22 protein-coding genes are annotated in these 22975 nt (G+C 63.8%); 13 read left to right on the plus strand and 9 right to left on the minus strand.

The window, feature by feature from the left end; genetic code table 11:
- Positions 1-79: 79 nt before the first annotated feature.
- Positions 80-1270, minus strand: a complete 1191-nt coding sequence (locus NDB2M4_RS18150; RefSeq protein ID WP_072377597.1) for a bifunctional 2-C-methyl-D-erythritol 4-phosphate cytidylyltransferase/2-C-methyl-D-erythritol 2,4-cyclodiphosphate synthase — start codon at positions 1268-1270, stop codon at positions 80-82.
- Between the two features lie 158 nt (positions 1271-1428).
- Between NDB2M4_RS18150 and dusB the strand changes: the two genes are divergently transcribed.
- From dusB to NDB2M4_RS18195, 9 genes are all read left to right on the plus strand, one after another.
- The gene (gene dusB / locus NDB2M4_RS18155) at positions 1429-2436 is read left to right on the plus strand and encodes a tRNA dihydrouridine synthase DusB (protein ID WP_072377599.1); all 1008 of its coding nucleotides are present in this window, start codon (positions 1429-1431) and stop codon (positions 2434-2436) included.
- Positions 2433-3581, plus strand: a complete 1149-nt coding sequence (locus NDB2M4_RS18160; RefSeq protein ID WP_072377601.1) for a two-component system sensor histidine kinase NtrB — start codon at positions 2433-2435, stop codon at positions 3579-3581. Before dusB ends, NDB2M4_RS18160 begins: the two co-directional genes overlap by 4 nt.
- Positions 3582-3584: 3 nt before the next feature.
- Complete coding sequence (gene ntrC, locus NDB2M4_RS18165; protein ID WP_072377603.1) at positions 3585-5033, plus strand: nitrogen regulation protein NR(I); 1449 nt, start codon at positions 3585-3587, stop codon at positions 5031-5033.
- A 224-nt stretch (positions 5034-5257) separates the two neighbouring features.
- Positions 5258-7519 carry a sensor histidine kinase NtrY-like gene (locus NDB2M4_RS18170; protein ID WP_072378301.1) on the plus strand — a complete coding sequence of 754 codons (2262 nt, stop codon included), beginning with the start codon at positions 5258-5260 and terminating at the stop codon, positions 7517-7519.
- 32 nt (positions 7520-7551) lie between these two features.
- Positions 7552-8952 carry a nitrogen assimilation response regulator NtrX gene (locus NDB2M4_RS18175; protein WP_072377605.1) on the plus strand — a complete coding sequence of 467 codons (1401 nt, stop codon included), beginning with the start codon at positions 7552-7554 and terminating at the stop codon, positions 8950-8952.
- Between the two features lie 104 nt (positions 8953-9056).
- Positions 9057-9920, plus strand: coding sequence for a D-amino-acid transaminase (locus NDB2M4_RS18180; protein WP_072377607.1), 864 nt, complete (start codon positions 9057-9059; stop codon positions 9918-9920).
- 141 nt (positions 9921-10061) lie between these two features.
- Positions 10062-10307, plus strand: coding sequence for an RNA chaperone Hfq (gene hfq / locus NDB2M4_RS18185; protein WP_072377609.1), 246 nt, complete (start codon positions 10062-10064; stop codon positions 10305-10307).
- An 86-nt stretch (positions 10308-10393) separates the two neighbouring features.
- Positions 10394-11722 (plus strand): GTPase HflX, encoded by a 1329-nt coding sequence (gene hflX, locus NDB2M4_RS18190; protein ID WP_072377611.1) that lies wholly within the window; start codon positions 10394-10396, stop codon positions 11720-11722.
- Positions 11723-11863: 141 nt separating this feature from the next.
- Complete coding sequence (locus NDB2M4_RS18195; RefSeq protein ID WP_083556567.1) at positions 11864-12382, plus strand: nucleoside deaminase; 519 nt, start codon at positions 11864-11866, stop codon at positions 12380-12382.
- Positions 12383-12394: 12 nt separating this feature from the next.
- Here the strand turns inward: NDB2M4_RS18195 and NDB2M4_RS18200 are convergent, their stop codons facing one another.
- Positions 12395-14041: a cisplatin damage response ATP-dependent DNA ligase gene (locus tag NDB2M4_RS18200; protein WP_072377613.1), complete on the minus strand. Its 1647-nt coding sequence runs from the start codon at positions 14039-14041 to the stop codon at positions 12395-12397.
- A gap of 2 nt (positions 14042-14043) precedes the next feature.
- The gene (locus NDB2M4_RS18205) at positions 14044-15057 is read right to left on the minus strand and encodes a ligase-associated DNA damage response exonuclease (protein WP_072377615.1); all 1014 of its coding nucleotides are present in this window, start codon (positions 15055-15057) and stop codon (positions 14044-14046) included.
- Positions 15058-15325: 268 nt separating this feature from the next.
- Between NDB2M4_RS18205 and NDB2M4_RS18210 the strand changes: the two genes are divergently transcribed.
- Positions 15326-15679 carry a hypothetical protein gene (locus tag NDB2M4_RS18210; RefSeq protein ID WP_139247368.1) on the plus strand — a complete coding sequence of 118 codons (354 nt, stop codon included), beginning with the start codon at positions 15326-15328 and terminating at the stop codon, positions 15677-15679.
- Positions 15680-15713: 34 nt separating this feature from the next.
- On the opposite strand, the gene NDB2M4_RS18215 is transcribed toward NDB2M4_RS18210, so the two are convergent.
- The 3 genes from NDB2M4_RS18215 to NDB2M4_RS18225 form a co-directional block, all read right to left on the minus strand.
- Positions 15714-16289, minus strand: a complete 576-nt coding sequence (locus tag NDB2M4_RS18215) for a hypothetical protein (protein WP_072377619.1) — start codon at positions 16287-16289, stop codon at positions 15714-15716.
- A gap of 114 nt (positions 16290-16403) precedes the next feature.
- Positions 16404-17114 carry a vWA domain-containing protein gene (locus NDB2M4_RS18220; protein WP_072378305.1) on the minus strand — a complete coding sequence of 237 codons (711 nt, stop codon included), beginning with the start codon at positions 17112-17114 and terminating at the stop codon, positions 16404-16406.
- Between the two features lie 46 nt (positions 17115-17160).
- Entirely contained in the window at positions 17161-18018 is an 858-nt protein-coding gene (locus tag NDB2M4_RS18225; RefSeq protein ID WP_072377621.1) for an aldo/keto reductase, read from the minus strand.
- A 175-nt stretch (positions 18019-18193) separates the two neighbouring features.
- Between NDB2M4_RS18225 and NDB2M4_RS18230 the strand changes: the two genes are divergently transcribed.
- Together NDB2M4_RS18230 and NDB2M4_RS18235 are read left to right on the plus strand one after the other, a co-directional pair.
- Positions 18194-18445 (plus strand): hypothetical protein, encoded by a 252-nt coding sequence (locus tag NDB2M4_RS18230; RefSeq protein ID WP_072377623.1) that lies wholly within the window; start codon positions 18194-18196, stop codon positions 18443-18445.
- A gap of 420 nt (positions 18446-18865) precedes the next feature.
- Entirely contained in the window at positions 18866-19717 is an 852-nt protein-coding gene (locus NDB2M4_RS18235) for an alpha/beta fold hydrolase (RefSeq protein ID WP_072377625.1), read from the plus strand.
- Between the two features lie 76 nt (positions 19718-19793).
- Here the strand turns inward: NDB2M4_RS18235 and NDB2M4_RS18240 are convergent, their stop codons facing one another.
- The gene (locus NDB2M4_RS18240; protein ID WP_072377627.1) at positions 19794-20033 is read right to left on the minus strand and encodes a YdcH family protein; all 240 of its coding nucleotides are present in this window, start codon (positions 20031-20033) and stop codon (positions 19794-19796) included.
- Between the two features lie 230 nt (positions 20034-20263).
- Here NDB2M4_RS18240 and NDB2M4_RS18245 point away from each other — a divergent pair, with 230 nt between their 5' ends.
- The gene (locus NDB2M4_RS18245) at positions 20264-20986 is read left to right on the plus strand and encodes an FkbM family methyltransferase (RefSeq protein WP_139247369.1); all 723 of its coding nucleotides are present in this window, start codon (positions 20264-20266) and stop codon (positions 20984-20986) included.
- A gap of 222 nt (positions 20987-21208) precedes the next feature.
- Here the strand turns inward: NDB2M4_RS18245 and NDB2M4_RS18250 are convergent, their stop codons facing one another.
- Positions 21209-21904 (minus strand): hypothetical protein, encoded by a 696-nt coding sequence (locus NDB2M4_RS18250; protein ID WP_139247370.1) that lies wholly within the window; start codon positions 21902-21904, stop codon positions 21209-21211.
- A gap of 109 nt (positions 21905-22013) precedes the next feature.
- Positions 22014-22970 carry a tyrosine-type recombinase/integrase gene (locus NDB2M4_RS18255; RefSeq protein WP_072377633.1) on the minus strand — a complete coding sequence of 319 codons (957 nt, stop codon included), beginning with the start codon at positions 22968-22970 and terminating at the stop codon, positions 22014-22016.
- Positions 22971-22975 lie beyond the last annotated feature (5 nt).

Below are 22975 nucleotides of genomic sequence, written 5' to 3' on the forward strand. Positions count from 1 at the left end.
CTCGTGGTCATACAACCACCTTGAATCTTGATGCCGCGATTCTGTCGCAGGGGTCAAATGTACTTACGCCGCGCAGGCGCTAGGCGAGGCCGAGTGGCAGCAGCACCGTTGCGCTCGCCATCGCCGCAATGCCTTCGCCGCGGCCGATAAAGCCCAACTTCTCCATCGTGGTCGCTTTGATACCTATGCGCGATACGTCGATGCCGAGGATACCGGCCACCGCTGCACGCATGGCATCGCGATGCGGCCCGATCTTCGGTGCCTCGCAAAGGAACGTCACGTCGACGTTGCTGACCCGACCGCCGAGTTTGCGCACGCGCTCGGCGGCGTCGGTGAGGAAAATATGCGAGGCCGCGCCGCGCCAGCGCTCATCGCTCGGCGGAAAGTGCTGGCCGATGTCGCCATCGCCGATAGCCCCGAGCAGCGCGTCGGTAAGTGCATGCAACCCGACGTCGGCGTCGGAATGTCCCTCGAGCTTCTGCGTATGTGGGATCTTGACGCCGCACAGCCACACGTGGTCACCGGGCGCAAAGCGGTGAACGTCGAAGCCGGTGCCGTTGCGCGGCTCGAAGGAATTCGGTGGCGCCATCAGTCGTTCTGCCAGCGCAATGTCGGCCGCGGTTGTAAGCTTCATATTGAGTGCTCCGCTGGCGATGAGCTTCACGGGCAGCCCCGCCCATTCGGCAAGCCCCGCATCGTCGGTGAAATCGTGGCGGCCCTCGGCTGCTGCGCGCCGGTGCGCCTCTAAGATCGCTTCGAAGCGGAATGCCTGAGGGGTCTGGGCCCGCCACAGCCCCGCGCGATCCACCGTGCGGGTGATCACCGCGTCGGCGCCCGCCTGCTTCAGTGTGTCGCTGACCGGTTCGGCGGCAATCGCGGCGGGGTGCTCGGATAGAGCGGCAAGCAGCCGGCTGACAAGATCGCCGGTTAGGAATGGCCGCGCCGCGTCATGGATCAGGACATAGTCGGGCGGCGCATCCGCGAAGGCTTCCAGTCCGGCAAGCACCGACTGCTGCCGCGTTGCCCCGCCAGCCACCGGAGGAAGCAACGCAGACTTAAAGGATGCCGCCGCTTTATCATAAAGTTGAGCATCTTCCGGATTGTAGACGACCACGCTGCGAGCCACTTCGGGGTGCCCCTCAAATAGGCGCAGGGAGTGCGTCAGCACCGGGAGCCTAGCCAACGGGAGATATTGCTTGGGTGACTCCCCCACACCGCGCGCACGCGTCCCGCGGCCTGCCGCCACGATCACTGCCGCCGCTGTCGCCATTGTCGCACCTGCCATAAATGCCCCGGCCTGCTTAGCCAGAACGGGACTTCAGGGCAATTGTGGATGGGCTTGTTCGCGCTTGCGAAATAGAAACTCAGACCCTATTGTGCACAAATGAAGGGCACACATCACCACTGCCTAAATCCTGAGCATCCGGCATGACGTCGATCAGCGGCGGCCTCGAAATTGGTCGCCACACCGTGCCGAACCGGGTCCTCCTCGCCCCAATGACGGGCGTCACGGACCTGCCGTTCCGGCGCCTCGCTCATTCTCTAGGCGCTGGCCTGGTCGTCTCCGAGATGGTCGCCAGCGAAGAATTTGTGCGTGGTCGCGCCGATGTTCTGCGCCGTGCCGAAGGCCGCGAGCTCGCCCCGTTTGCTATCCAACTCGTGGGACGCGAGGCCAGCTGGATGGCGGAGGGCGCCCGCATCGCCGAGGACCTCGGTGCCGATATCATTGACATTAACATGGGCTGCCCTGCGCGCGAAGTGACGGGCAAGCTGTCCGGCAGCGCCCTGATGCGCGATCTCGACCACGCCCTGGCGCTGATCGAAGCCGTGGTCGCCGCTGTCCGGGTACCTGTCACGCTGAAGATGCGCCTCGGCTGGGACGACAAGAGCCGCAACGCGCCCGAGCTGGCCCGCCGCGCCGAGGCTGCCGGCATCAAGATGCTAACTGTGCACGGACGCACCCGCTGCCAGTTCTTCAAGGGCAGCGCCGATTGGAGCGCCGTACGCAGCGTCACCAGCGCGGTTTCGATCCCCGTCATCGTCAACGGTGACATCGCCTCCGCGGAGGATGCCGACGCAGCTCTGCAAGCCTCAGGCGCCGCCGGCGTCATGATCGGCAGAGGCGCCTATGGTGCGCCCTGGCTGCCCGGCCGTGTCGCTGCACACCTTTCCGGCGCGCCCGTTTCCGCTCCGTCCTTGCCCGAGCAGGCGGATATCGCCCGTTCGCACATCGAGGACATGCTCTCCCACTATGGCGCCGAGCACGGGCTGCGCATCGCCCGTAAGCACATCGGCTGGTATCTGGAGAAGAGCGGCCGCGCCATCGACATCGTGAAGTCGTGGCGCCGCGTGCTGTGCACCGAACGCGATCCTTCGCGTGTCATGCGCGGCCTCGCCGCCTTCTACGCCGACGAACCGCTGGAGGCTGCCGCGTGACGAGAAGTGCCGCCGCTACCCGTCCGCAACTGCCGAACCGCAAGCCAGTGGAGCACGATCTGCTCCTTGCTGCCGTGCCGCATCCGATCATCGTTCTCGGCGATGATAATCGCATCGTCTACGCCAACTCGGCGGCCGAAGCCTTCCTGTCCAGCGGCATCGCGCTCCTGAAGCGCATCAAGCTCGACGAGGTCGTGGCGTTCGGCTGCCCGCTGCTCGCGCTCGTCGATCAGGTGCGGCTCTCCGGCGCCACGGTCAACGAATACGGGGTCGAGGTTTCCGGCCCGAAATTTCAGAGCCCCAAGCTCGTCGATGTCTACGGCGGCCCGATGCCCGAGCATCCGACCGACGTCGTCCTGATGCTGCAACAGCGGAACATGGCGCAGATGATCGAACGCCAACTCACCCATCGTGCAGCCGCCCGGTCAGTCTCCGGACTGGCGTCTGTTCTGGCTCACGAGATCAAAAATCCGTTGTCGGGTATCCGCGGTGCGGCCCAGCTGCTCGAGCAGAACCTCTCCGATGCCGACCGCGCGCTGACGCAGCTCATCTGCTCCGAGACAGATCGCATCCGCAATCTTGTCGACCGCATGGAAGTGTTCGGCGACGAGCGCCCGCTGCAGAAAGAGCCCGTCAACATCCATGACGTGCTCGACCACGTCCGCCGCCTGTGCGAGTCCGGCTTCGGCCGCGGCATCCGCTTCATCGAGGACTACGATCCCTCGCTGCCGCCCGTCGCCGGCAACCGCGACAAGCTGGTTCAGGCGATCCTCAACCTCGTCAAGAACGCAGTCGAGGCCATCGGCGATAACAAGGCGCAGGGGCGCATCGTCATTCAGACCTCGTTTCGTCCCGGCGTGCGCCTCTCGGTGCAGGGATCCGATTCCCGCATCAGCCTGCCGCTGATGATCCAGATCGAGGACAATGGCTCGGGCGTCCCTGAGCACCTTAAAGAGCACTTGTTCGATCCGTTCGTCACAACCAAGCCGTACGGCACTGGCCTCGGGCTCGCGCTCGTCGCCAAGATAATCAACGACCACGGGGGGATCATCGAGCTCGATAGCGAGCCCAAGCGCACCGTCTTCCGGGTCCTGCTCCCGATGCAGGAACCTTCCACTCCGAACTCCCGCTCGAGCCCGAGGTAGGCCATGGCCCGTGGTACCGTTCTTATTGCCGACGACGACACCGCAATCCGCACGGTGTTGAACCAGGCGCTTGCGCGAGCTGGATACGCTCCGCGCGCCACCGGCAACGCCACGACACTCTGGCGCTGGGTCAGTCAGGGCGAGGGCGATGTCGTCCTCACTGACGTCGTCATGCCCGACGAGAACGCGTTCGATCTCATTCCGCGCATCAAGAAGATCCGGCCCGATCTGCCGATCATCGTCATGAGCGCGCAAAATACGCTGATGACAGCGCTCACCGCAGCCGAGAAGGGCGCCTACGAATATCTGCCCAAGCCTTTCGATCTGAACGAGGTTGTCGCCGTCGTCGGGCGCGCCTTGACGCAGCCCGGCCGCCGCTTGCAGCGCCCCACGCAGGAGATGGAAAGCGAGGAGCTTCCGCTCATCGGCCGATCGCCGGCGATGCAGGAAATCTATCGCGTGCTTGCGCGCCTCACGCAGACCGATCTCACCGTGATGATCAACGGCGAGAGCGGCACCGGCAAGGAGCTGGTCGCCCGCGTGCTGCACGACTACGGCCGCCGCCGCCAAGGTCCATTCGTTGCCATCAACATGGCCGCCATCCCGCGCGAACTGGTCGAGAGCGAATTGTTCGGCCACGAGAAGGGCGCCTTCACCGGCGCGCAGACGCGCACGCAAGGCCGCTTCGAGCAGGCCGAAGGCGGCACGCTGTTCCTCGACGAGATCGGCGATATGCCGCTCGACGCCCAAACGCGTCTTCTGCGCGTTCTGCAGGAAGGGGAGTACACCACTGTTGGCGGCCGCACGCCGATCAAGACCAACGTGCGCATCATCGCCGCCACTCACCGTGATCTGAAATCGCAGATCGCGCAGGGCCTCTTCCGCGAGGACCTCTACTATCGACTCAATGTCGTGCCGATCCGCATTCCGCCACTGCGCGAGCGCCTGGAGGATGTCGGCGATCTCGTGCGCCACTTCTTGCGTCAGGCCGCGCGTGAAGGCCTCGGTCAAAAATCGATTGAAGCCGCTGCCATCGACCGCCTCAAGACGCACCCTTGGCCCGGCAACGTGCGTGAGTTGGAAAACTTCGTTCGTCGCCTTGCCGCGCTCTATACCCAGGACACGCTCACTGCGCAGATCATCGAGCAAGAGCTGGCCGAAGCGATGCCGGAGAAGTCGACCGACATCGGCTCCTCTGATTCGAAGGACCTCAGCGAGCAGGTGGAACGCTATCTCGCCGGCTACTTCTCAGGCTTCGGCAAAGAGCTGCCGCCTCCCGGCCTCTATGACCGCATCATCCGCCAGGTTGAGCTGCCTCTGCTCACGGCTGCCCTTGCGGCAACGCGTGGCAATCAGATCCGCGCGGCCGAGTTGTTGGGATTGAACCGCAACACACTGCGTTCGAGAATAAGGGCGCTGGATATCCGGGTTTTCCGCACGCCTCAGGCTTAGTCGCGGCCCATTGTCCCCTTGAAATTCCAAAGCATTACCCGCACGCCCTTGCGCGCGGTCCGGCCCGGCGTTACCAATTCGCCACGTCGCGAAAATGTCACAGTCTGTTGCTGTGATCCCGGCCGCCGCAACTGGCGGCAGTTCCGTAACCGGCCTCCCCCGGGCCCAAGACTGAAAGCGACCCGATGCCGGCAGTGCTCATCGCACCGCAGCGAGGCCATAACTTGGAAGAAGGGGCCTCCGCCCTCAATCCGAGCGACCGCGCCTTTTGGATCGGACTGGTGCTGGTCCTGCTGTCGCTCGTCTCGGCGTTCGCGACCTATCTCATCCTGACCGGTCTGACGCCGATCCCGCCGCGAAACGAGGTGGTGCTGGGCGTGCTCGCCCTGAACATCGTCCTCATCGTCACGATGATCGCGCTCCTCACCTGGCAGGTGCTGGGGCTCGCCAGGGCATGGCGCAAACGCACGCCGGGCGCCCGGCTGCACATCCGCATCGTCGGTCTGTTCTCGATCATTGCTGCGCTGCCGACCATCCTGCTCGCGGTCGGCGCCACGGTCACCTTCGCCCGCTCGCTGGACGGCTGGTTCGCCACGTCTACGCGCGCCATCGTGCTGTCATCGCGCGATGTCGCCAACGCCTACCTCGACGAGCACGGTCAGGTGATCCGCACCGACATCGTCAACATGGCGCGTGACCTCGACATGGCCGCCGGCTCCATAGCTGGCGACCCCATGCGGCTTCAGCGCTTGGTGATGGTCCAGGCAGGTCTGCGCGATCTGCCCGCGGCCTACATCGTCAATAGCGAGGGCCAGCCAGTCGTCGAAACCAGTGCCGACGATCGCCTGCCCTACATCAGCCCAACGCGAAGTGCTTTGGAGCAGGCCGCTTCCGGGCAAGTGGCCCTGATGATGCCCAACGCGCACAATTACCGCGTCGGCGCCGTCACCAAGCTGGAGCGTTACCCCGGCATGTATCTCTACGTCGCCCGTGGTGTCAGCCCGCAGGTGACGGAGCATCTCCGCCTTACCGCCCAGAACGTCGACGAGTTCAACCGCCTGCGCAAAGCGCGCGGCGGGCTCAAGGTGGCGCACGGGCTCATGTACTTGATGATCTCGATGACGGCCGTGCTCGCCGCCATCTGGGTCGGTCTATGGTTCGCCGGACGCTTCGTTGCTCCGATCCGTCGCCTCATCGGTGCGGCTCAGGAGGTCTCGACAGGCAATCTCGATATCGAGCTGCCCGAGAAGCGCGGCGAGGGCGATCTGCGGCGCCTGTCGCAGACCTTCAACACCATGACGCGGGAGTTGAAGAACCAGCACGACGCGCTCGTCACTGCCAACGAGCAGCTAATGGAGCGCCGCCACTTCATGGAGGCCGTGCTGTCGGGCGTGTCGGCCGGTGTCATCGGTCTCGACAGCCAGGATCGCATCACGCTCGTCAGCCGCGCCGCCACCAAGCTGCTCGGCATCGAGGATGCCGACCTCGTGGGCAAGAAGTTGCGCGAGGCAATCCCCGCCTTCAGCGGCGTCCTCGACCATGCTGGCGAGCACACGCTAAAGCAGCGCTCGCAGGAAGAGATCACGCTCGATGTCGGCGGCGAGGAGCGCACGTTCGCTGTGATGGTCACGCGCGAGCGCGCCAGTGGCGGCGATGTCGGCTCGGTCGTCACCTTCGACGACGTGACCGATCTTGTTTCGGCCCAGCGCACGGCGGCCTGGGCGGACGTTGCCCGTCGCATCGCCCATGAGATCAAGAACCCGCTGACGCCGATCCAGCTTTCAGCCGAGCGTCTGCGTCGCAAGTACGCCAAGAGCATCACGCACGATCGCGAAACCTTCGACCGCCTCACTATGACGATCGAACGTCAGGTGACCGACCTCAAGACCATGGTCGACGAGTTCGCCGAGTTCGCGCGCATGCCCAAGCCAGAGATGGCGTCGAGCGACCTGCGCCATGCCGTGCAGGAGCCCGTCGTCCTGTTCCGCGAAGGCCATCCCGAAATCAGCTACGACCTGCGCATACCCGAAAAGCCGCTGCTGATGTCGATCGATCGGCGCCTCATCACCCGCGCCATCACGAACCTCGTCAAGAACGCCAGCGAGGCCGTGGAAGCCGCGCGCGAAACCGCCCAGCAGGAAGACCCGGAGTGGAAGGGCTGGATCGAAACCATCATCACGCCGCAGTCCGACCGCGTTACCATCGAAGTCATCGACAACGGCATCGGCTTGCCCAAGCAGAACCGCGCTCGCCTGCTTGAGCCTTATGTCACCACCAAAGGCCACAAGGGCACCGGGCTTGGCCTTGCCATGGTGCAGAAGATCACCGAGCAGCACGGCGGCACACTCGCGCTTGAAGACGCCCCCGTGGTTCCCGGCCGCCCGCACGGCGCACTCGTCCGCATCACGCTGCCGCTGGTCTTTGGACATGGACCAGCGCGCCCCGCCACTCCCCCATCCTCAACAGAACAAGCTGCGGCCCACTAGGCCCGCGACATCGACCGAAGGAGTTTTGAAAGATGGCTGCAGATATCCTGATCGTCGACGACGAGGCCGACATCCGCGATCTCGTTGCCGGCATTCTCGAGGACGAGGGGCACAGCGCACGCCTCGCGCGCGACAGCGACGAAGCCCTGAAAGCCATCGAGGAGCGGCGCCCCCATCTCGTCATTCTCGACATCTGGCTGCAGGGCAGCCGTCTCGATGGATTGGAGGTGCTCTCCTACATCAAGCGCACCTATCCTGACCTGCCCGTGGTCATCATCTCCGGTCACGGCAACATCGAGACCGCTGTCACCGCCATCAAGCGCGGCGCCTATGACTACATCGAAAAGCCGTTCAAGGCCGATCGGCTCATCCTCGTCACGCTGCGCGCACTCGAAGCCTCGCAGTTGAAGCGCGAGGTCAAGGAACTGCGCGAGCGCTCGACGTTCAGCGCCGACATGGTCGGCAAGTCTCCCGCAATCAACCAGCTGCGGAACGCTCTCGATCGCGTCGCCCCGACCAACAGCCGCATTCTCATTCGCGGGGCGTCCGGCGCGGGCAAGGAACTGGCCGCGCGCGTTATTCATATGAAGTCCGCGCGCGCCGAGGCTCCGTTCGTCGTTCTGAACGCCGCCGCCATGGCGCCTGATCGCGTCGAGGAGGAGCTGTTCGGCACCGAGGATCGCACCGGCGGCGGCCCGCGCAAGGTCGGCGCGCTGGAAGAGGCGCACGGCGGCACTCTCTACATCGACGAGGTCGCCGACATGCCGCTCGAGACCCAGGGCAAGATCCTGCGCGTGCTCGTCGAGCAGAAGTTCCTGCGCATCGGCGGCAGCCAGAAGGTGGCGGTTGATGTCCGCATCATCTCCTCCACCAGCCGTGACCTGGAGCGCGAGATTGCCGAGGGCCGCTTCCGCGAGGACCTCTATCACCGTCTCAACGTGGTGCCGCTGCGCGTGCCGAGCCTCGCTGAGCGCCGCGAGGACATCCCCGACCTGATCCAGTTCTTCGTCGGCCAGCTGTCGAGCGCTTCCGGCCTCGCCCCGCGCCGCATCGGCGAAGACGCAATCGCCGTGCTGCAAGCCCACGACTGGCCCGGCAACGTGCGCGAGCTGCGCAACAACATCGAGCGTCTGATGATCCTTGCCGGCGGCGATCCTTCGACCGTCATCACCGCCGAGATGCTGCCCGAGGAGATCGGCTCCAATGTGCCGCTGCCCGTGAACGGCGGCGCCGAGCACCTGATGAGCCTGCCGCTGCGCGAGGCCCGCGAGATCTTCGAGCGCGAATACCTGCTCGCCCAGATCAACCGCTTCGGCGGCAACATCTCGCGCACGGCCGAATTCGTCGGCATGGAGCGATCGGCCCTGCATCGCAAGTTGAGGGCGCTCGGTGTCTCATCCGAGCACCGCGGCATGGAAGTACGTCAGGCCTGATGGCCTGACGTGGGTGAAGTCGTAAGCCTGCAAAGCCGGACGATGGCGACCCGAACGATCGACGAGCTTGCAACTTCACGATTTCACGCACTGACGGACATCCAATGACCCGCATTGTCTACGTGAACGGCCGTTACGTGCCGTATGCCGACGCCGCCGTTCACGTGGAAGACCGCGGCTTCCAATTCGCCGACGCCATCTACGAGGTTTGCGAGGTGAGGGACGGGAGCCTCATCGACGAAGCGCGCCACATGGCCCGCCTCGAGAGATCGCTGGCCGAGCTGCAGATCCGCCGCCCCATGACCGCCGCGGCGCTGGGCCACGTCATGCGCCAGGTCATCCGCCGCAACCGCGTGCGCGATGGCCTCGTCTACCTCCAGGTTAGCCGTGGTGCCGCCCCCAGAGACTTCTCCTTCCCTGGTCCCGACGTCCCTCCGACCGTCGTCTGCCTGGCACAATCGATTTCGGCCGCTCACCGCGATCTGAAGGCCCTGTCGGGAATAGCCGTCAAATCGATGCCCGATATCCGTTGGCAGCGGCGCGACATCAAGACGGTGATGCTGCTGCCTGCCTGCCTCGCCAAGGAAGCCGCCCGCAAAGACGGGGCCCGCGAGGCCTGGTTCGTGGACGCCGAGGGCTTCGTCACCGAGGGGGCCTCCAGCAACGCCTGGATCATCGACCAGGGCGGGGCCGTCATCACACGGCAATTGGGGCTTGATATCCTCCCCGGCGTCACTCGCGCGACCTTGCTTGATGTCCTTGCCGAGGAGAAGATGCAACTCATCGAGCGACCGTTCCTGCTCTCGGAAGCCTACGCCGCCCGCGAGGCCTTCATCACCTCTGCGACCCAGACGGTGATGCCGGTCGTTCGCATCGATGGGCGTCCTGTGGGCGACGGCAGACCCGGGCCGGTGGCGGCGAAACTACGCCAGAAATTTCACCATTTTGCCGCCATTTCGAGCGCTTGAGACAGCTTCTCTTTGATGACGAACTTGGTATACCTTTTAGTGTGCAGTGCGGCATAATGTTATTATATCACAGCCACTGCGCGCCGCTCACCGGAGCGGCCTCACTACCCCAGCAGACCTAAGAACAGGCGGACAACAAAAATGGGCGCAGATCGAGTTCAGAATCTTCAGGACACGTTCCTGAACCACGTGCGCAAGAACAAGACGCCTCTGACGATTTTTCTCATCAATGGCGTCAAGCTCCAAGGGATCGTGAGCTGGTTCGACAATTTCTGCGTGCTTCTGCGACGGGACGGTCACTCGCAGCTCGTGTATAAGCATGCGATATCGACCATCATGCCCGGCCAACCGGTCCACCTCATGGAGACCGAAACGACCGAGGCCTAAAATCTCGGACGACGGCAATCGACGAACGCGTAGACATTGCAGAGCAGATCGAAGGCGAGGCGCGCGCGATAGGTGCGCGCACTCTCGTGCTTGTGCCGGATTTCAAACGCGCCACCCGCCCCCCGCGCGTTGAAGCAGGTGCGCCGAGCCGCACCGCACCGCTGCATTCCCCCCATGACCGGCTTCAGGAAGCCATCGGGCTTTCCGAGGCGATCGACCTCGACGTCCGCGACAGCATGCTCGTACCGGTGGCGACGCCGCGGCCCGCTACGCTGTTCGGCACCGGCAAGGTGGAAAGCCTCAAGGCGATGATCGCCGCGCATGAGATCGCGCTGGTCATCATCGACCATCCGGTCTCGCCGATTCAGCAGCGCAACCTGGAACGCGCCTGGAACACCAAGGTGCTCGACCGCACCGGGCTCATCCTCGAAATCTTCGGCCGCCGTGCGCGCACCAGGGAAGGACGCCTGCAGGTCGAGCTTGCGCACCTCTCCTACCAGAAGAGCCGCCTGGTCCGCACTTGGACTCACTTGGAGCGCCAGCGCGGCGGCTACGGCTTCCTGGGCGGCCCGGGCGAAGCACAGATCGAGCTCGACCGCCGCATGATCGACGAACGCATCATGGCCATCCGCAAGGAGCTCGAGGTCGTAGTGCGCACGCGCGAGCTGCATCGGCAGGGACGCCGCCGCGTGCCTTATCCAGTCGTCGCCATCGTCGGATACACCAACGCCGGCAAGTCGACTCTGTTCAACCGCATCACCGGCGCCGACGTTTTCGCCAAGCACCAGCTGTTCGCCACGCTCGACCCTACGATGCGCGAGGTTCGCCTCAAGAGCGGCCGCCGCATCATCCTGTCCGACACCGTCGGTTTCATCTCCGATCTTCCTACGATGCTGGTGGCCGCCTTCCGCGCAACGCTCGAAGAGGTGATCGAGGCCGACCTCATCCTGCACGTGCGCGATATCTCCCACGAGGAGACCGACAGCCAGGCGCACGACGTCGAGCAAGTCCTCGCGGACCTCGGCATCGACACGCTGGCAGCCGACGCGCCGATCCTCGAAGTGTGGAACAAGGTCGACCTTCTCTCCGCCATAACCCGCGAAGAGGCGATTAGCGCCGCCCGCTTTGCCGAGCGCCGTCCCGTGCTCGTATCCGCTGTGTCTGGCGAGGGCATCGACCGGCTGCTCGACGAGATCGACAAGCGTCTCGGGCGCAGCGACAGCGTCGTCGAGATGCTGATCCCCGCGCACGGCGGCCGCCTCGTCAACTGGCTCTACGAGGAAGCCGACGTCATCGAGCGCGAGCCGCTCGACAGTGGCGAGACGCGCGCCCGGGTTAGGGTCGCGGCTGAGAAGAAGGAGCGTCTGCTGGCCCAGGCGCGCCAGGCTGGCGCCATCATCGAAGCTTCCACCTGATCCCCAGGCTAGCCCCCAATCCCAATGTGACGCTGCGCGAAACCGGAGGGAAGCCATAGGCGGCACAAAAGCGCCCGCTTGCTAGGGGACATTGATCCCAACTGCTTACCGTGCGGTCTGTAACCGCCGCGGGAGGCACCAATGTCTGGAAGTGATCGCAACCTCATCACACCCAAGGATCCGATGACGCCGCAGGATCAGGATTTCATGCGCCTCGCTCTGCAGCACATGCGCGAGGCGGGCGTCGTGACGAAGTCCGGAGGCCCGTTTGGCGCCGTCATTGTGCTCGATGGCAAGGTCCTCGCCGTCGCCGGCAACAGCGTCATGAGCGACAGCGATCCCACCGCGCATGCCGAGGTCAACGCGATCCGCGAAGCCTGCCGCAAGATCGGCAACCCGCACATCGACGGGGCCGTCATGTATTCGAGCTGCGAGCCGTGCCCGATGTGCTACGCAACCGCCTATTGGGCGCGCGTCTCCAAGATCTTCTATGCAGCCGGGTATCCTGACTACGCCGACCTCTTCGATGACGCCAATATTGCCGGAGATCTCCTGCTCCCTTACGGTCAGCGGCAGGTCGTGATGCAGCAGATCATGCAGCCCGAAGCGCAGAAGGTTTGGGCGGAATTCCGCACGGTCCCCGATGGCGCTCGCTACTAGCGCCGGCGCCGGTTAACGCGATGCGGCAGCAACGCCGGCCGCATCGCCCGCACTATCCGTTGGCGCCACCACCAGCTTCTGCACTGTCTCCAGCGTGTCGGCTTCATCGGCGGGTTTGTCCCAGCGGATACGATGCACGCGCGGAAAGCGCATGGCGAGGCCGGACTTGTGCCGCGTCGACGGAAACACGGCGTCGAAGGCGATCTCCAGCACCATGGTTTGCTCCACCGCGCGCACCGGGCCGAACTGTTCGGTCGTGTGCGTGCGGATAAAGCGATCGAGCCGCAGCAGCTCTTCGTCCGTGAAGCCGGAATAGGCTTTGCCCACCGGCACGAGTTCGCGCACGATCTGCCCGTCATCGCCGGCCGTCTCGCGCCAGACACCGAACGTATAGTCGGAGTAGTACGACGAACGCTTGCCCGAGCCGCGCTGCGCGTACATCAGCACGCAATCGATTGTGAGCGCGGCACGCTTCCACTTCCACCAATGCCCTTTCGGGCGGCCTGAAAGGTACGGGCTCTCGCGCCGTTTCAGCATCAAGCCTTCGATGCCCGCCTCGCGCGCCCCGTTCCACAAGGCATCGAGCTCAGCGAAGCTCTCGAACCGCACGATCGCACTGACATCGCTGGCGCGCGGATGATGCCGCGCGTGCCACGCTTCGAGACGTTCGCGCCTGGCATCGAATGAAAGCGCACGCACGTCCTCACCATCATCGATGAGAATATCATAGAGGCGCACGAACGCGGGATACTCGCGCAGCATTTTCGCCGTCACGGTCTTGCGATTGAGACGCTGCTGCAAGTCGTTGAACGGCGCGACGATGCCATCGCGCGCCACCAGCAGCTCGCCGTCGACGACGGTGTCGTAGGGCTGAAAGGCCGCCACCACCTCGGGGAAGCTGCCGGAGATGTCATCGCCCGAGCGCGAGAAGATGCGCACGTCCCCGCCGCCCGCCGCGATCTGCACGCGAACGCCGTCCCACTTCCACTCGGCGACGATGTCGCTCGGAGACAGGTTCGCCCAGTCGCCTTCCTCGATCGGATGGGCAAGCATGAGCGGACGGAAAATCGGCTTTCCGGAAACGTCGGGCCGCAGCGCGCGATGCTCGAGCCACGCGAACAGCTCCGCATATGGGGGCTTCAGCGCATGCCATATCTCTTCGATCTCGGAAAGATCATGTCCACTCATCTGCGCCAGCGCAGTGCGCGCCAGCCGCGCCGAAACGCCGACGCGCGGCGCCCCGCCAATCAGTTTCAGCAGCGCCCAGCGCCCACGCACATCGAGCCGGTCGAGAAAGTCGCCCAGAACCGGCGCAACGGCATTGCCCGGAACCATCTCCAACGCAGCGACCACTTCGGCGAGGGTAGGGGAGGGCCGCGTCGCGCGCTTGTCCGGCCAGAGCAGCGACACCGTTTCAGCCGTATCGCCGACGTAGTCGCGCGACATCTGATACAGCACCGGATCGATGCGGCCCGTCATCAGCTCGGAAATCGCACGCCGCAACGGCAGACGCGGAAATAGCCCGTCCGTCAATGCCGCCAGTGCGTATCCTCTGTCGGGATCGGGCGCGCTGCGAAAATACTCGACCAGCAGCGCCAGCTTGCCGTTACGCGAGGGCGTCGTCGTCAGGCAATCGAGAAGGTTGGCGAACCGCTGCACGGCTATTCGTCCTCGTCCTCGAAGCCGACCAGCGACAGCGCGCGCGCTTTGCGGCCCATAAGGCCGAGCTGATAGACGAGTGCGTCGTCGCGCCCGTGCGTCACCCACACATCCTCAGCGCCCGTCTCGACGATCGTATCGAGCAGTTCCGGCCAGTCGGCATGATCCGAAATGACGAGCGGCAACTCGACACCCGATTGGCGAATGCGCCCCTTGATGCGCATCCAGCCAGACGCGAAGGCGGTCACCGGATCGGGAAAACGGCGCGACCAGCGGTCATCGACCGCCGACGGCGGACACAAAACAAGGGCGCCCTCGAAATCACCGCTCTTCTCCGTCGTCGCCGGGCGAAGCTCTCCGAGGTTGACCCCGAGCCGCTGATAGAGCGCACACAACTCCACCAGGGCGCCATGCAGGTAAATCGGCGCATCGTAACCCGCCTCACGTGCAAGCTTGATCACGCGCTGCGTCTTGCCGAGGCCATACGCGCCGACGAGGTGCGCACGCTCCGGCTGTCGCTTCATTGACGCGAGCAGGCGCGCAACTTCTTGCTCCGCCGGCTCGTGGCGAAACACCGGCAGCGCGAATGTCGCTTCGGTGACGAACACATCGCATGGCACCACCTCGAACGTCGGACACGTCGGATCGCGTGCGCGCTTGTAGTCGCCGGAAATCACCGCACGCTGTCCGTTCCATTCGAGCACCACCTGCGCAGCCCCCAGAATGTGCCCCGCGGGCATGAGCTTGATGCCGACGCCGTTGAGGCTGCGCTTCTCGCCCAGCGCTTGCGATTCCAGAGTGCCCGCGCACTCCGGTCCCATGCGCACTTTCATGATCTCGATCGTCTCGCGCGTCGCCAGCACGGCGCCGTGGCCTGACCGGGCATGATCGCTATGCCCATGCGTGATGATTGCGCGGTCCACCGCACGCGATGGATCGATGAAGAAGCCGCCGGGCTCGCAATAAAGCCCGCGATCGGTCGGGTAGAGCCACTTGTCGACGCCTGCTGCGCCCATTCCACGCCTCTCTAGGGACGCTTTAATGTGGGAGCGCGAACACCATTTGACCAGTCGCTGCCCCGCGCGCTACCCGCCGTGGCCCGCCGCCGCAATCACGGCCGCTTCGCTCACAATGAAGGCGCGTCCATTTCTGGCGTCGAGCCAGTCGCCTCCCTCATCGAATAAAGTTCAGCCCTTAACCATCTGGTCACGAGGCCGCCAAATTGGTGCGTAATGTGTCTGCCTGAGGGCACTGGTTTTCGTACCGCATCCAGGAGACTGCGTCGTGAACGCATGCAACAGGGCGTTGTCGGCCTTTACGCCGGCGCACGCTTCGAGACCCTCTGCGTCTGACCTCGCCATGCCGCTGCAGGTCTACATCATCGAGACCATCGAACGTGAAGCCCGCACGAGGGTCTTCAGACAGATGGCGCTCGTTGCCTCGCTCGTCCTCGGCATTTTCGTCTGTCAGTCGCCCGTTGGCTTCAGCTCGGCCATCGCCGTGCCGACGCTGCCGGTCAGCGCACAATCCGTCGGTGCGCGCATTGCGATCCCCGACCGGTCCGCTATTCCCGAAAACATCGGCGTCGAGCGCATGGTGTTCGCGCCCATGCTCCAGCAGCACATCGCCGCGCGCTGAGGCGCCAGTTTCGTAGTCGACCGGTCGCTCGCCGTCACGATGCCGACGGCGGCCGGCCTGGCGATCGCGCACGCACGCGGCGGAACACCCACCAGCCGACCAGGAAACCTGCCAGACCCAGGGCAGCTAGCAGGCCGATATAGAGCGGCCTGCCGGGGCTAGCCGCCGGCTCTCCTGCTGTAATGCAGGACAAATAGATCGTCGATCCGCCGAATGCGCCCCAAAGGATCACCGCCTCGCGCGCGGCATCGCGCACGATCCACACGCGTTCGGTTTCGATGCTGCCCGGCTTCTGCTGCACGGAATAGCCGGCCTTCTCATATCCTTCCCGTGTTTTGTCCATGATGACGGGCGGACCGCCGTTGCCGATGCCCCAGCCTAGAAACGCAAACTTGTCCGTGCAGGTTTTGCCTTGGGCCTTCGCGGTTTGCTCTATGAGCTGCTTCTTGTTGGCGACGTTGTCGCTCATCCAGGTCATGGCACCCGGTGCAACGGCGGCGCCCGTGCGCCAGTCCGTGTCAGTGGGACGCTCCTCCGCACGCGCAGACGCGGCCCCCAGCATCGCAATCGCGATGAGACCAAGCAAAAAGCGCTGCGCCAAGCTGCCCATGTGGCTTTCCCATAGAACTGGCCCAAAATGCGGATCGACACCGTGTGTCGCCGCTAGTATCGGCAGGGTTTTGAACGAAAGCCCGATGCAGCGCCACCACAAACCGGCTTACGGTTAGCGGCCGGTATGGCCCGGGGATGCATCCGACACCGCCGGACACCCGAGCGTCTTTTGCAGGGCTTCGACGAGCTGCTCGCTGGTCTCCACGGAGATATAGAGCCCGCCGGTGCTGTCCGTCATGCAGCGCGATTGCACGTACCCATTGGTCGTTGCCAGCTCGCGCATGCGGTAGCCGATGACGTGAATGGTGAGGTTATCCCCCTCGGCGCGCAGGGCCTTGGCCATCGCGCACGGGTCGCCTCCGCAAGTTTCTTCGCCGTCCGTCAGCAACACCACGACACCGGGCTTCTCAGGGAACCGCAACACCCGCGCAGCCTCGCGTACGGCGGCCGTCAGCGGCGTGCGGCCTGCCGGATTGAGCTTGCCCAGGGCCGCCATGATGCGATCGGCTGACCGCGGCGCCGGCTGCAACAGCAACTCGATGTTGTCGCAGCGGTTGGAGGGGCCGGGGCCGTAATCGATCAGGCCCAGATTGCGCATCGCAGCGATCTGCGGAAGCACCTTGCCGAGTGCCTGCCGCACCTTGTCGATGCGCGGGGTTGGCGGCGTGTTGAAGTCGGTGCCGGACATCGAACCCGACGCATCGAACACGATCATCGCATCGTCGCGGCAGGAGGGCGGTGGCGTCGATTGCGCCGCCGCACCGCTCGCGGTGAGCGCGAGCGGCAACATGATGGCGGATCGCAACAAAAACCGAGGGCGCATGTACCGGCCTCCCGGCCACACCACATGCGCAGCCTCGCGCTCGAAGCTACGCGAGAGCACTCAACTCCGCAAACTCCTCATCGGATAGCTCGATGTCGACCGCGGCGACATTCTCCTCCAGGTGCTTCGCCTTTCCCGTGCCGGGAATGGGAAGCATCACCGGGCTCCGCTTCAGCAGCCATGCGAGCGCAATTTGGCTCGGGCTGGCCTTATGACGGTGCGCGATTGCGTCGAGAGGCGATCCCGGCTTGGCCAGGCTTCCGGAGGCGAGCGGGAACCAGGGAATGAAACCGATGCCGTTCGCTTCGCAGTGGACGAGAACAGGCTCGCTCGAGCGATTGGTGAGATTATAGAGGTTCTGCACGCTCGCCACCTTGAAGTGTTTCTGCGCCGCGGTGATGTCGTCAACGCCGACTTCGCTCAGCCCCACGTGACGGATCAGCCCTTCCTTTTGCATCGTGGCGATGGCATCGAACTGCTCTTCGCGCGGCACCTTGGGATCGACGCGGTGGAGCTGCCACAGATCGATGCGCTCAACGCCGAGGCGCCGCAGGCTGACGAACACCTGTTGGCGCAGGTAATCGGGATTGCCGCACGGGACCCATTTGTCCGGGCCCGGGCGCAACAAACCGCCCTTCGTTGCGATGACGAGCCCCTCGTATGGGTACAGCGCCTCTCGGATCAGCCGCTCGCTGACCTCCGGGCCATAGCTGTCCGCGGTGTCGATCAGGTTTATCCCGAGTTCGGGCACGCGCTTCAGCGTGCGCAGAGCTTCATCCCGATCTTCAGGGTCTCCCCATACGCCCTTTCCGACGACGCGCATGGCGCCGAATCCGAGGCGGTGAACGGCAAGGTCGCCGCCGATCTTGAATGTTCCAGATTTCGCAGCGTTGGGCGTCGACATCGCGTGGGCTCCGCGTTTGAGAAGAAAAGTGCCGGCCGTGAGATAAGGCGAGGCGGCAGTTATTGCGACACTTAGAGGTCAGCGCGACATGCTGACCCAGTATTTGCAAGTTTAGTCCATTGGGAACTTTCTACGCACCGCAACGTTCAACCCCACATAAAAGGAGGACAGAACAATGCGTATGACAGCCATGCTTGTTGCCGCCGGAATTGGTGCCGCTGCGATGTTTGCCGCGCCGCAAAGCGCGAGCGCACTGCCGCAGGTGAGCGATGCCAAGCAAGTGACGACGAGCAATGTCGAGAAGGCGGGTTACCGCCATCACCGCCGCCATTGGCGCCACCGCCATTACTATCGCGGTCACCGTTACCACCGCCACCACCGCCACTACTATCGTCGCCCTGGGTTCGGCATCTATCTCGGACTCTAATCCGCGCGATGGATTTGATGCCGAGCGGCGAGCATTCGTCTCGCCGCTCGGCATCATTTTTTGCCGCGTAGCTTCCAGAGACGGCGATGCGCCGATGTCCAATTGCAAACGCCAGTCGTACCAACGCGCTTAAAATTGTCCCCGCTTCTCCAGGCAAAACAGCCGCTCGCCATGAAACGGCGCGCCCGCTGTCGCCGATTGCCTCTTAAATGAGCGCGCCGTCTTAACGCTGCGCTCTCGCCGAGATTGCGCGCAACCTCGAGCCGCTTTCGGATCGCAAGATTGTTCGAGCAGGCGCAAAGGCCTTGGTGGCAATCAGCCGATGATCGAACGTCCACGTGCTCGTATCTTGCCTGACGACAGAGCCCGCGCCGCATCCCGGCACGACGCTTTCTGACCCGCAGCGAAGGAGATCGCGCAATGCCGATGTTCACCACTCGAGATGGCACCGACATCTACTACAAGGATTGGGGCACCGGACAGCCGGTAGTGTTCAGCCACGGTTGGCCGCTCTCATCCGATGCCTTCGAAGACCAGATGTTGTTCCTCGCATCGAAGGGCTACCGCTGCGTCGCTCATGATCGGCGCGGCCACGGGCGCTCAGGCCAGCCCTTCACCGGCAACGACATGAATACCTACGCCGACGATCTTGCCGAGCTCGTCGAGAAGCTGAACCTCAAAGACGCGGTCCACGTCGGCCATTCGACCGGCGGCGGCGAGGTCGCCCGGTACATCGCGCGCCACGGCACGAAGCGCGTCGCCAAGGCGGTACTGATTTCAGCAGTCCCACCGTTGATGCTCAAGACTGCTGCCAATCCGCAAGGCACGCCGATCAAAGTCTTCGATGACATCCGCGCTGGCGTAAAAGCCGACCGCTCGCAGTTCTTCAAAGATCTCAGCACGGCGTTCTACGGATACAATCGCCCGGGCGCCAAAGTGTCGGATGGCGTGCGCCAGTCGTTCTGGCTGCAGGGGATGCTTGCCGGTCTGCCCGCTGCGTACGAGTGCATCAAGGCATTCTCCGAAACAGACCAGTTCGAGGATCTCACGAAGTTCGATATTCCCACGCTGATCATCCAGGGCGACGACGACCAGATCGTGCCGATCGCCGCCGCCGCGATGCAGCAGGCAAAGCTGATCAAGGGAGCTGAACTGAAAGTCTACAAGGGCGCCCCGCACGGCCTGTGCACCACGTTGAAGGACGACATCAACGCAGATCTGCTCGCCTTCATCAAAGGAGAGCGCGTCAGCGCCGCCAGCAAAGCGGCTTGACCTGATGCGGCGTTAGAAAAAAGCCGGGGCGCTTTGGGCGTCCCGGCCTATTTCAAATGTGGCAACTGAGCTTGCTTCAGCCGGCAGCGAGTGCAGCGGCGATGGCGTCTTTGATCTGCAGGCGGCGCTTGCGAAGGTTTTCCTCTGTGAACTGGTCCATCGGCTTCACGTTCGTCTCTGCCAAGTGAACCTGATCGTTCACCTCGTCGTACTCCTGCAGGAGCTTCGCGAAGTGCGCGCTGCTGACCTTGAGCTTATGGATTGCATCCTCCTGGCCAGGAAACTCTTCGGCCAGCGTATGGGGGGTATTCGACATCGCGTTTCCTTCGATTTTTCGCACGGCGAGACTTGGAGCTTGCTTTGCTAAGGTCAGCGCTGACCTTTGTCACGCCCACATGGCCCCATCATTGAGCCGGAACAACCCCTGACAATTCTCGCCGATGACATGGGGCCGGGTAGCTCGATAAACCCATCGGCAAATGCTGAGGGTCATTTCGGGTTTACGGGCCGAAGTATCTCGGTTACTGAATGTTTTTTTTTCAGTAGTTGCGTGAGCCGACGATGATATGGAAGAGGACTGCCCAGTTTCACCTCAATCGCTGGCGTAAAGAGGCACGGGTCGATAACATCCGCCTCCCGCTCTCAAACCGCATCATCTCGCCCGGCATGGAATGGACCCTGGCGAAGGGCCGTTACGAATGGGGCGAGGCACGCATGAGCGCCCGCGTCCTGAAACCGGGAGAATCCGTCCTGGAACTCGGCGCAGGGCTCGGTTTTGTGTCCAGCTATATCCGGCTCAACACCGACGCCGGCCAGATCACGTGCATCGAGGCCAATCCCGATCTCGTGCCCTACATCGAGGGCGTTCATCGATTGAATGGCATCAGCAATGCGGCCGTCGTCAACGGCGTGGCCCAAGTCGCCGACTATCCGGCCAGCATCCCATTTTATTGTCGAAAGGACTTCTGGGCCAGTTCTATGGAGCCGGCGGTCGATTACGAGCGCGCCGTCGAGGTTCCGGTCCTCAACTTCACAAACCTATTGGCCACCGCGCGACCCGACGTCCTGGTCATGGATATCGAAGGTGCCGAACTCGATCTGCTCGAGGCTGATGCACTACCGCACGTGCGCGCTATCGTGCTCGAGGTCCATAAGGATGTTTATGGGCGGCGCGGCCTGGAACGGCTTTTTGAGCGCGCCAAACATTTAGGTTTCCATCGCGACCCGAACGGTACGGTGCGCGAAGTCCACACCTTGGTCCGCAATTGATCCCACGCACGACGCCTTCGCCGCTCGATCGACCTGAAGCCTGCTCCGCGGACGTTGGCGGAAGGGGTGTCATCCAAGTGCCATTGAAAACGCGTGGCATTTTTCGATCTTGGAGATCCTGCCCATGTTCTTGCCCACGACGCCCGGTCTCCAGCAGAGAACTAGCGTTCGACCCGTCGCCCTCGTCGGCGGCAGGCCAAATAGGCCCGCCGCTCGAGCCAGCTAGATTGCGCTAGAACCGCTGGGCCACGAGGGTTCGCCAGCGCGGTGCAGGACGCCGAGGCCGCCGCCGGGTGGCGGATCAAGCAGCGCAATCGCCTCATCGAGATCTGAAATCAAACCGGCGATCTGGCGAGACCGCGTTTCGGCCCCCATTCGCTCAGAGCCGGTTAGAGCGCCAATCCGGTCCAACGCATCGCAATGTTGATCGTCGGCAAGGTCGCGCTGCTCGCGAAGGTGGGCGAGGATGACGGACAGCGATGCGAGCATGTCGTCGTCGCCCCTGTCGGCGGCGCGACGAGTCGATGGATCGGAAGCAAAGCCCAGCAGGCCGAGATCGACGCCACCGAGTTGGGCAAGTGTGTAATCCCTCAGCGCCATCGCCCCGCGTGCAAGTTCGCCGGCAGATGGCGGCGAAGCCGGGTCGTCGGGTGGGTTCAAGTGATTTAACTCTGCGACCCGAGCGTGGTCAGCGTGCACCGTGGCAACGATGGCATAGTCGACAGGGCTGGTGGGCCGGAAGTGCATCATCACGCACTCCAGAGCGCGTATGCGAGCGATCAGTCCGTCGGCGGCGCCCAAGTGACCGCCCGACGTGTAGAAATCCGCCTCTAGGGCGGACAGAGTGCCCCGGTCCTCGCGAACGTAGGCACTCCACAAGTGCCTGAGGTGGTTTGCAATCAACTGAATTGTGCTCATGTCGCTACTCCCACTCGGATACAAAGGGCTGGCAGTACGTTTGCGTGCCATGCGCCAGCGATCACGGCACGTTGAAGCGGCCCAGCGCGTGCTCTACGAGCAGTGCCGGTCAGAAAACGTTGCTCAGCAGGCGCACCCCCTGACCTGCGAGGTCGTTCAGATTGTCGATGTAACGCGTCGTCGTGCTCGGGTTGGCGTGCCCGGCGAAGGCCTGCGCCATCGCGACATTGCCATTGCTGCGCTGGATGAGTTCGGTGATGGCGCCATGCCGCAGACCATGCGGACGAATATGAGCGCCGATCTGGCGGCCACGTGCGGCCAGCATACGGTACACAGAGTCCCCGGTCATAGCGGCGCCACGCTTGCGGTTGGTGGCAACGACGAATAATGCGCAGACGCCGGGTGCCGCCAACTCTTGGCGTACGGATAGCCAGGCGCTCAGCGCAACGACAGTAGATGAGCAGATGGCAAGCCAATCGGCTTCGTCTGCGCCCTTTCTGTGGACACGAATGCGTGCGCCGGCCAGATCAATGTCGCCGATAGATAGGCGGGCGACCTCAGCTCGGCGCAGGCCACGTTGAGCTAAGAGCAGCACAATCGCGCGGTCGCGCTGGGCTGTCGGCCCCCGGCTGATTTCGATCGCGTGGAGCAGTCTTGAAGTCTTCGCCAGACCTGGACCTTTCGTGTCGCGGTAGGCCCGCACTTTCAGCGACTTCACCGGTAGAACACCTGGGCCGACCTCGGCCTTCGCAGCTTCCTTCAACGCGGCGTTGATAGCCGAAATAGCTCGGTTGATCGTCGCGGGTGCCCGCCCTTGTTCCTTAAGGTGCGTCTGGTAGCGCTCCAGCGTGTGCAAGGCGACCGAGCGGGACATGGTGAGAAGCAGCGTCAACGCGCTGCCTAGGCTCTTCTCCCCCAACCAGGACGCAAACCGGCCCAGGTCCCCTGCATAGGCGGCCCCGGTGTTCGGCCGGGCATGCGCGAGCCAATAGGCAATGCGCTCTTGAACGGTCGGCACGGCTTGGACGAGGACGGCTGAAGTGTTGGCCACAAGCAGCTGTGACATGCACT

Source organism: Hyphomicrobium sp. NDB2Meth4 (genome assembly GCF_900117445.1).
Lineage (GTDB): Bacteria > Pseudomonadota > Alphaproteobacteria > Rhizobiales > Hyphomicrobiaceae > Hyphomicrobium_A.